The 8,732-nt window shown below is 63.6% G+C and carries 6 protein-coding genes and 1 pseudogene (1 of these 7 running past the window's edge); 3 read left to right on the forward strand and 4 right to left on the reverse strand.

Going from position 1 to position 8,732, the window contains the following annotated elements; translation table 11 throughout:
- A pseudogene (locus C477_RS23805) lies at nt 1–508 on the forward strand (carboxypeptidase regulatory-like domain-containing protein); the annotation flags it as partial.
- A 143-nt stretch (nt 509–651) separates the two neighbouring features.
- Here C477_RS23805 and C477_RS07040 read toward each other — a convergent pair.
- Complete coding sequence (locus tag C477_RS07040) at nt 652–1,431, reverse strand: hypothetical protein (protein ID WP_008893764.1); 780 nt, start codon at nt 1,429–1,431, stop codon at nt 652–654.
- A 382-nt stretch (nt 1,432–1,813) separates the two neighbouring features.
- Nucleotides 1,814–2,809 carry a radical SAM protein gene (locus tag C477_RS07045; RefSeq protein WP_008893765.1) on the reverse strand — a complete coding sequence of 332 codons (996 nt, stop codon included), beginning with the start codon at nt 2,807–2,809 and terminating at the stop codon, nt 1,814–1,816.
- A 204-nt stretch (nt 2,810–3,013) separates the two neighbouring features.
- Between C477_RS07045 and C477_RS07050 the strand changes: the two genes are divergently transcribed.
- Both C477_RS07050 and C477_RS07055 read left to right on the forward strand, forming a co-directional pair.
- Nucleotides 3,014–4,135 (forward strand): DUF373 family protein, encoded by a 1,122-nt coding sequence (locus C477_RS07050; protein ID WP_008893766.1) that lies wholly within the window; start codon nt 3,014–3,016, stop codon nt 4,133–4,135.
- Between the two features lie 1,026 nt (nt 4,136–5,161).
- Complete coding sequence (locus tag C477_RS07055; protein WP_008893767.1) at nt 5,162–6,280, forward strand: NAD(P)-dependent alcohol dehydrogenase; 1,119 nt, start codon at nt 5,162–5,164, stop codon at nt 6,278–6,280.
- A gap of 45 nt (nt 6,281–6,325) precedes the next feature.
- Here C477_RS07055 and C477_RS07060 read toward each other — a convergent pair whose 3' ends face one another.
- Both C477_RS07060 and C477_RS07065 read right to left on the reverse strand, forming a co-directional pair.
- Complete coding sequence (locus C477_RS07060) at nt 6,326–7,168, reverse strand: polyprenyl synthetase family protein (RefSeq protein ID WP_008893768.1); 843 nt, start codon at nt 7,166–7,168, stop codon at nt 6,326–6,328.
- 111 nt (nt 7,169–7,279) lie between these two features.
- Nucleotides 7,280–8,732, reverse strand: partial view of a methyl-accepting chemotaxis protein gene (locus C477_RS07065; protein WP_008893769.1) — the 3' portion only. The gene runs 1,214 nt beyond the window's last position; only the last 1,453 of its 2,667 coding nucleotides appear in the window; its start codon lies beyond the right edge, outside the window; its stop codon occupies nt 7,280–7,282.

Below are 8,732 nucleotides of genomic sequence, written 5' to 3' on the forward strand. Positions count from 1 at the left end.
GGGGACACACGAAGGGAACGGCGAGTACGTCCTCGAACACGTTCCCGGGGGCGACGAGTACGCGATCAACGTAACCGCAGCAGGGTACGTCAACGATGCTCGGACGGTCTCGGTCGGGACGAATGGAACGGCGAGCGACCGGGCCGTCCTCGAAGGCGACGCGACGCTATTGGTGACCGCCGTCGACGAATCCGACGAACCGATCGACGACGCGACCGTCACGATCGAACGGTCGGACGGCGTGTCGTTTACCGTTGCCGAGGAATCGAACGCGCAGGGGACGATCGAGACGACCGTTCCCGGGTCCGATGCGGTCTACACTGTTACGGTCGACGTGCAGGGGTACGTTAGCGAGACCCTCTCAACGGATTCGATTTCGAGCGGAGCGACGGAAACTGTCACCGTGACCTTGGCAGCCGACGACAGCGTCCCCGGGTTCGGCGTCTCGGTCGCGGCCGTCGCGCTGCTGGCGACGCTTGCGGCCAGCGTTGTGCGGGGGCGGGCATAGACAGGGACCACTTCTCTGAACCTCGCTCGGACGCGTACGACCGAGTTGCTCTGTAGGGATCGTACGTGGTTCGTTGTGAAGGTAAAACAGCAAACGCGGACCAAAATCCATGCGAGCGCGGTCAGTTACGCGTAGACCTCGTCTCAGTCACTCGCTTCGCTGGTATCGTCGTTCGTCTCCGATTCGTTCTCGCTTCCATCGTCCGTTTCTGACTCGGCATCACCATCACCGTCCGTCCCCGGGTCGAACTCGACCTCCGTCGCCACGGCGTCGTAGATGTCGTCCCAATCCTTGTCCTCGTCCATCAGGAAGACTTCGACGGTCAGCGACCCCTCGCCGAACTCTTCGATTCCGGCCGGTCGGACGTCGATGTGGAACGTGCCGTTCTCCTCCATCCGGACCTCACCCGTCCGCTCGACGATCTTTTGGTTGTCCGGTCCCTCGTTGATCTTGACGAAGAAGTACGGCTCGCCGATCACGTCCCCGTGTTCCGGCGGGTCGACGTTCTCCATGCTCGTGTTGGCGACGACCTCGAGGTTGAAGTTCGAGTAGCCGTCGCCGTCCTCGGCGGGCTCCGTATCGACGACCGAGACGTCTTCGATCCGGTCCTCGCGCTTGTTCTCCAGCGGCCGGTTCGGTTCTTCCGGCGGCCGCCACTCCGCAGTCGCCGTATTGTCTTCGTCGGCGGGATCCGTTACGTCCGCTTCGTCGGCGGGATCCGTTACGTCCGTCTCGGTTTGGTTGCTATCTTGGGTGTTTTGGTTGCTATCTTGGGCGTTACCGTTTTCGGACGCGATGTCCGTCCCGTTATCGGCGTCTGTCTCGTTCGGCGATTCGTCGGTCGTTACCCCATCGAGGGCAGCACACCCCGACAAGGCCACGAGCAGTGCAACCGCGACGACAGCGAGCGTTCGGAATTGCATCAGTGACCGGTCGTACCGTGGGACGACCCATTATTACAGCCTCGATAAGTAGCATTCCCTGAATCGGTGGTAATACGGGTTTTACGTGATCGTATCGGCCACTTTCGAAAGCTTGAGCGCAGCGGAACAGTCTTTATGCACTTCCCAACCGACGCGAGCGTGGTGTTCGGCGATTTCTGGCGGTTCGCAACCAAGGCGGACCGACCACTTACGCCAACGGGGTCTGCTCGAGATCTACACGGACCTTTTTCTCGTCGGGTTCGTTCGCGATGTTCACTCACCACCCCTCGAAAAATCCCCTTGCGAGAGCGACGTTCTCGCTGGCCCGTCGTCGTACTCGCGAAGGCACCAAAAAGCCGCTCGCTCCGCTCATTCGCGGTACTTACGCCAGCGGCGTCCGCTCGACCACTTGCCCGTCGTAGGTCGGATACTGCTCGACGATTTCACCGTCCTCGAGGTCGCCCTCTTCGATCATCTCCTCTAAGAGCCACCAGGCGACCTCGACGTGGTTCGTCTTGACGGTGTAGAACTCTTCGGGGACGCCGAGGGCCTCGAACTCCTCGGGGTCGGCGCGGGTCTTGCCGTAGACGAGGGTACCGTCGTCGGTGATGTCGTCGAACTCGCGACGGATGTTCCGCGCCATGCGCTTGAGACGGCGGCGGTGCTGGGCCGCGTCCTTGAACACGGACGTACAGAAGTAGACCTTCTCGTGATCCCCCATCACCTCGAGGATCTCCTCGCGGGAGCCCTCGACGGCGCTCATGTGGTCTTCCTTGAGTTCGAACCCTTGTTCCTGCATCCGCCGGTAGTTCCCGTCGCTCATCTCGAACTCGTTGACGTTGCAGAACTCCGCCGCGCCCTCGTCCAAAAACTCGAGGAACTCCTCTTCGGCGCGAATGCCGGGGATCTCGAACGCGGGGGTCAGCCCCTCTTCGCGGGCGATGTGGAGGATCTCCTCCCACTCGGTGCCGTGGAGATCACCCCACTGTTCGTACGGCGGATGGAAGCGAATCTCGTCGAGGCCGGCCTCGGAGAGCCGTCGCATGTTCTCGCGACCGCCCGTGATACCCGTATAGAGGTGGGTGTGGTGGTCCTCGCCGAACTCGTCTTTCAGGAGTTCGAGGTAGTGGCAGGTCCGATCGAGGGCCTCTTGGGGTTCGCCGCCGGTGATCGACGTTCCCAGCGCGTCCATCCGGTTTGCCTCCGTGATGACGTCCTCGTCGGACTCGACGAGTCGCTCGTTGGCGTAGACGTCGGTGACGTTCTTGCGGTTCTCGCCGAGCGGGCAGTAGAAGCAGTCGCGCTGGTCGCAGTAACCGTAGACGAACAGCACCATCTTGCCGCCTTTCGCGCACTGCTCACAGCCCTTCGAGATCATTCGAGGGAACATACTGGCCCGACTCACAAAAGCCGTGCGAAATGCGGTTCTCGAGTGGGTCCCGCCACCGTGGGGCGCTATCGCACGGCGGTGTCACGCGATCACCGCGGTCGCGACCACCGGATGGCGGCCCGTCTCGCGGACGTCCGGGGAATTCTGTCGTCCCCAGAAGATGGAAATACCTCCCGGTCGAACGGTCGATAGATGCTGCTCGTCCTCTGTGTCGACCTCGACGACGATCTGGGTCGCAAGACCGGATTTTCGACGCCGGTGATCGGCCGCGACCCCGTCGAGGAGGCGGCCGTTGCGCTGGCGACCGAAGACCCGGAGGACTCCGACGTCAACGTGATCTTCCAGGGGTTGCACGTCTACGACGACCTCGCCGATCGCGACGAGAGCGTCGAGGTCGCCGTCGTCACCGGTAACGACGAGGGCGACGTGAAGGCGAACCGCGAGGTCGGCGACGAGGTCGACACCGTCCTCGCGAGCCTCTCGACCGCGGAGGACGTCACCGCGCTCGTGGTCACCGACGGCGCGCAGGACGAATCCGTCATTCCGATCATCCGATCGCGGGTCCCCATCGACGGCGTCCGCCGCGTCGTCGTTCGGCAGGCCCAGAATCTGGAGTCGATGTACTACACGATCAAGCAGGTGCTGAACGATCCGGAGACGCGAGGGACGGTGTTGATCCCGCTGGGGATCCTCCTGTTGATCTACCCGCTCGCCCTGGTCGGGACCGTCCTCGACATGCCCGGGTTCGTGTTGGGAACGACCTCGGCGCTGCTGGGACTGTACCTCATCTCCAGAGGACTCGGACTGGGTGACCGCCTCGACGCCACCGTCGAGCGCGCCCGCCGGTCGCTGTACGCCGGCCGGACGACCCTGCTCGCCTACGTCGTCGCCGCCGCCCTGTTCGCCCTCGGCGGCGTCAGCGGCCGAAACGAACTCGAGGCCGTTCGAGAAGCATCGCCCGGCGAGGTCGGCGTGCCCGTGATGCTCGCCGCGCTCGTCTACGGGTCGATCCAGTGGATCGCCGCCGCGGGGGTGACCACCAGCCTCGGCCAGATCACCGACGAGTATATCGCCGGCACCCTCGAGTGGCGCTACCTCAACGCGCCGTTTTACGTGCTCTCGATCGCCATCGTCCTCTACGCGGTGAGCGCGTTCTTCCTCGACGAGGTCGGGATCAGTTTCCTCGCGACGGCGCTGACCGTCGGCACGCTGCTGGGGATCGCGAGCACCCTCGCCTTCGCCGTCATCGAGTCGCGGTACGCGGACGACGATGCGGACGAGACGGGCGGCACGCGTTCGGCAGAGCGCGTCTGACGTCCATACCGACTACGAGATGTAGGGCCTCAAGACACGCGTACGTCGATGGAAGTGCACACGTGAATGTTAGTAACCTGGGTCTCCGTACAAAATACCTACTGGGATCATGAGGAAGAACAGTCCGAGGAGAACCGAAAGCGTGGTCCGGCGAACCCTCCTGTCGTATGTGGACAGTTCCTGATTATTGGAGTTCACCAACGCCAACAGGTAGAGGAGTTTCGTTATCGGATTCCGAGTGGGTGACCGGCCCACGTTCCGGCGCATTCGGCGGACTTTTCGGATGGAGCACAGACTGTACCCAGCAAGCGACAGGACCGCCCCAGCCCACGATATTACAGGGACCAGTACGACCGGATGAATCCCCGTCGTCGCCTCTGGAGGACTTTGCCAAACGTATGCCACAAACCCAATCACCGACAAATAAAATACCGCTACACTCGCACCAAACAGCAGTAAAAATGTTCGTCCCAAATTGTCGGGACTGAAACGGGAGGTCTGGGGGCCTGAGTCTACACCGGATGCGGGCTGCTCGCTCTTACCTTCCCAATCGTTGATGTCGCGTCTGCACTCTCGATCATCAGCCTCCTGTCTCACGGCGGCACAAATCTCGATGTACGATGGTCCAACGAGTTGTACAATACTCATGACTACGACCCCGGCGGCCACCCCGAGGCGTGGTGGGTACCATACCCTACCAATAATCATCGTCAACGCAGCCAAAAAAGTCCTCTCCCAAATGTAACCAGCCGTTCTTCTGGACCGACGGATACTTTATTGCTAAATTCACCTTTCAAAATTATACCCACACCACCGGACAGTCCCACAAGTGCTGCATACGAACTGTTTCTGCCTTCAACAATAGGTGGAAATATAAAAAGGGCGCAAAATACTACGGATAAAATAACATCCTCGACCATGCCTACCCCATCACTCCCCATAATTTACTTTCTTTTATGTATGGATAAATGTATTGCGCTCTTCAGCACCCCCAAGCTTTACTTCTCCGTTTAGTCTCCCTGCAGTATGGAGATCGACGCAGCGGTCGTCGAGGAGGAGAGCGGTTCATTCGACATCGAAACCGTCGAACTCGAGTCGCCACAGGCGGGGGAGGTGCTGGTCCGGGTCGTCGGAGCCGGCGTCTGTCACACCGACATGATCGTCCGCGACCAGCTGTATCCAACGCCCCTACCCGCAGTATTAGGCCACGAAGGTTCGGGCGTAGTCGAAGCGATCGGCGACGGCGTGAACCGCGTCGAACCCGGCGATCACGTGGTGTTGAGCTTCGACTACGACGACGACTGTCACAGCTGTCGGGGCGGCCACCCGGCCTACTGCGAATCGTTCTTCGAACACAACTTCGGCGGGCAGCGCCCCGAGGACGGTACCTCCCCGCTCTCGCGGAACGGCGAACGGATCAGCGGTCGGTTCTTCGGCCAATCGTCGTTCGCGACCCACGCCATCGCGACCGAGCGGAACGTCGTTCCCGTCGACACCGGCGGCGACGTCCCGCTGGAGTTGCTCGGACCGCTCGGCTGCGGGATCCAGACCGGCGCGGGCGCCGTCATCAATTCGTTAGACCCGCAGGCCGGATCGTCGATCGCGATCTTCGGCGCCGGCTCCGTCGGTCTCTCGGCGGTTATGGCCGCCGATCTCAAGGGGTGTACGGAGATCGTTACGATCGACCTCAAGGAAAGCCGACTCGAGACCGCCGCCGATCTCGGAGCGACCGAGACGGTCAACCCCGAAGCGGTCGACGATGTGATCGAGACCGTCACTGAGTACACCGACGGCGGCGTTGACTACGCGCTCGAGACGACCGGTGTCGCGGATGTGGCCGAACAGGCCGTCCAGACGCTCACCCAGCGAGGAACGCTGGGAATCGTCGGCGCGCCGCCGCTGGGAACCGAAGCGAGCTACGACGTCAACGACCTCCTCCTTAACGGGCGGTCGATCACGGGCATCGTCGAGGGCGACTCGAACCCCCAGGAGTTCATTCCGGACCTCGTCGACCTCTACCGCCGCGGGAAGTTCCCGTTCGACGAACTCGTCACCTACTACGACTTCGACGAGATCGAACGGGCCGTCGAAGACTCCGAGAACGGGGCGACGATCAAGCCCGTGTTGCAGATCAGCGAGCCCTGACCGGTCTTCGTTCCGTCTCGAGTTCGGTCTCGATGCGCCATCCCGTTAGCGCTCGCGCTCGACGACGAACTCCGCCAGTTCGACGAGGTAGTTCCGGGCCGTCGGGTCGGCGACCTCGACCCGATCGAGGGCCTCGATCGCGCGATCCGACTCGGCTCGAGCGCGGGCGTTAGCCTCGTCGGGCGTGAGGTCGGTCACCTGCACGACCGAGGGGCGCTCCAGAGCGGCGTCGTGGCCGGTCGGCTTGCCGAGTTCGTCGGGATCGGCGACCGCGTCGAGGACGTCGTCGCGGATCTGGAAGGCGACCCCGACCCGTTCGGCGTACTCGCCGAGCGCCTCGACGGTGACCGCGTCCGAGCCGGCGGCGATCGCCCCGAGCTCCGCGGCGGCGCGAAACAACGCGCCGGTCTTCCGGCGCGCGAGGGTCATGTACTCGGCCTCGGTTTCGGGTTCGGCCGACAGCTCCGTCGCCTCGCCGATGCCGAGTTCGACCATGGCCTCGGCGACGACGCGCGTGGCGTCTGGATCCGACGAAAAGAGAGCGAACGCTTCGCCGAGCAAGCCATCGCTCGAGACGATCGCCGGGCCGTAGCCGAACTCGGCCCAGGCGCTGATCGTGCCCCGGCGCAGCTCCGAGCGATCGATGATGTCGTCGACGACCAGCGACGCCGCGTGGACGAGTTCGATTCCGACGCCGAAGTCGACGGCGTCTTCGGCCGTTCCGCCCACCGTCTCGCAGGCCAGCACCGTCACCATCGGCCGGACGCGCTTGCCTCCGGCGAGGGCCGTGTGTTCCACTTCCGCTCTGAGCGCGTCCGGCTCGAGGCCGTCGACTACCTCGACGAGTCGATCCTCGATCAGCGCCCGACGGCGCTCCAGCAATTCCATCACACGCGCTTAGGACGGGGGTGAAAAGTACGTGACGGTTCAGCGGTGTAGTAGTTGGACCGTTTACACGGGAAACGGGAGAAACTTCGCGACGTCAGTCCTGGAGCGGCCTCACTCGTCGTCGAACTGGCTGAACGTGAACCCGTTCTCGCCGTCCGACGGGGCGGTACCGTCGTCGTCATCGGTCTCGGCTCCGGCGTCGCTACGAGTCGAGTCCGACGCAGTCATCGCGTCGTCGGCGCTGTTTTCCGTTTCGGTCGTCGCACCGGCGCGTTTGGCAGTGTCGGCTTCGTCGAATTCGACAGTGTCTGCCTCGCCGAGTTCGGTAGCGTCGACCCCGTCGTCCGTCTCGCGCGTCTCGTCGTCACCGTGGGCGAGGTCGGTTGCGGCGTCGGTGTCCGGCGTCGGTTCGGCGTCTCCGTCGGTACCGCTCGCGTCCGTGATCCCGCCGTTCGCTTTGGGCTCGAACCCGCCGGCACTCCCGTCGGGATCCTCGCTCGCGTCGGTCTCGACACCGCCGACGCCATCGTCGTCGCCGTCGACATCTACCTCGTCGAACGAGAGCGTCTCGTCGTCGGTGTCGTAGTCGTCGACGGAGACGTCCGCCACCTCGTCGGTCTCGAAGTGATCGAGTGTCTCGCTCAGGTACGCCGCCTGATCGGTGAGCGAGCTCGCGCTCTCGGTGACTTCCGAGAGGGCGGAGGTCTGCTCCTCCGCGGCCGCGGCGACGCGCTGGGCCTCGGCGGCCGTCGTTTCGGAGATCTCGGTCGCCGACGAGACCATGGCGACGACCTCTTGGGTCGAGGCCGCCTGCTCTTCGGTCGCCGCGGAAATCTCCTGGACGCCCTCGTTGGTCCGGTCGGCGTAGTCGGCGATTTCGTCGAGCGCTTCGGCGGCGTTCTCGACGGAGTCGACGTGTTCGGCGATCCGGTCGGCGGTCTGTTGGACCTCCGTCGCGGTCTCGGCCGTCTGTTCGTCGATCCGCTCGAGTCGCTGCTCGATGTCCTCGGCGGTCGATTTCGTGTCCGCAGCGAGCTCTTTGACCTGCGTCGCGACGGCGCCAAAACCGGAGCCCTCGCCGTCGCCGCCTCGCGAGGCCTCGATGTTCGCGTTCAGCGCGAGCATGTTCGTCTCGCGGGCGACCTCGGTGATGAACTCGACCAGTTCGTCGACCTGTGCCATCTCCGCTTCGAGCTCTCGGATGGCCTCGACGGCCTCGGTCGACTCCGCTTCGATCTCGTGCATCCCGTCGATCGCCTCCTGGGCCGCCTCGCGGCCGAGGCGGCCGGTTTCGGCCGTCTGCTCGGCGAAGTCGGCGACGTTGTTCGAGGAGGCGGCGATCTCTTCGGTCGTCGTGGAGAGGCCACTCATCTCCTGGTTGACCGAGTGGAGGTTCTCGTTCTGTCGGTCGGCGCCGTCGGAGATCTCCTGTACCGACTCGGAGACCTGCTGGGAGGCCGAGCGGACCTCTTCGCTGGATGCGGTCACCTGTTCGCTGGCCGCCGCCACCTCGTTGGCGAAGGCTTTGACGCTGTCTCTTATACACATCTCTGATGGCGCGAGG

Origin of the sequence: Haloterrigena salina JCM 13891 (assembly GCF_000337495.1) — an archaeon.
GTDB lineage: Archaea > Halobacteriota > Halobacteria > Halobacteriales > Natrialbaceae > Haloterrigena > Haloterrigena salina.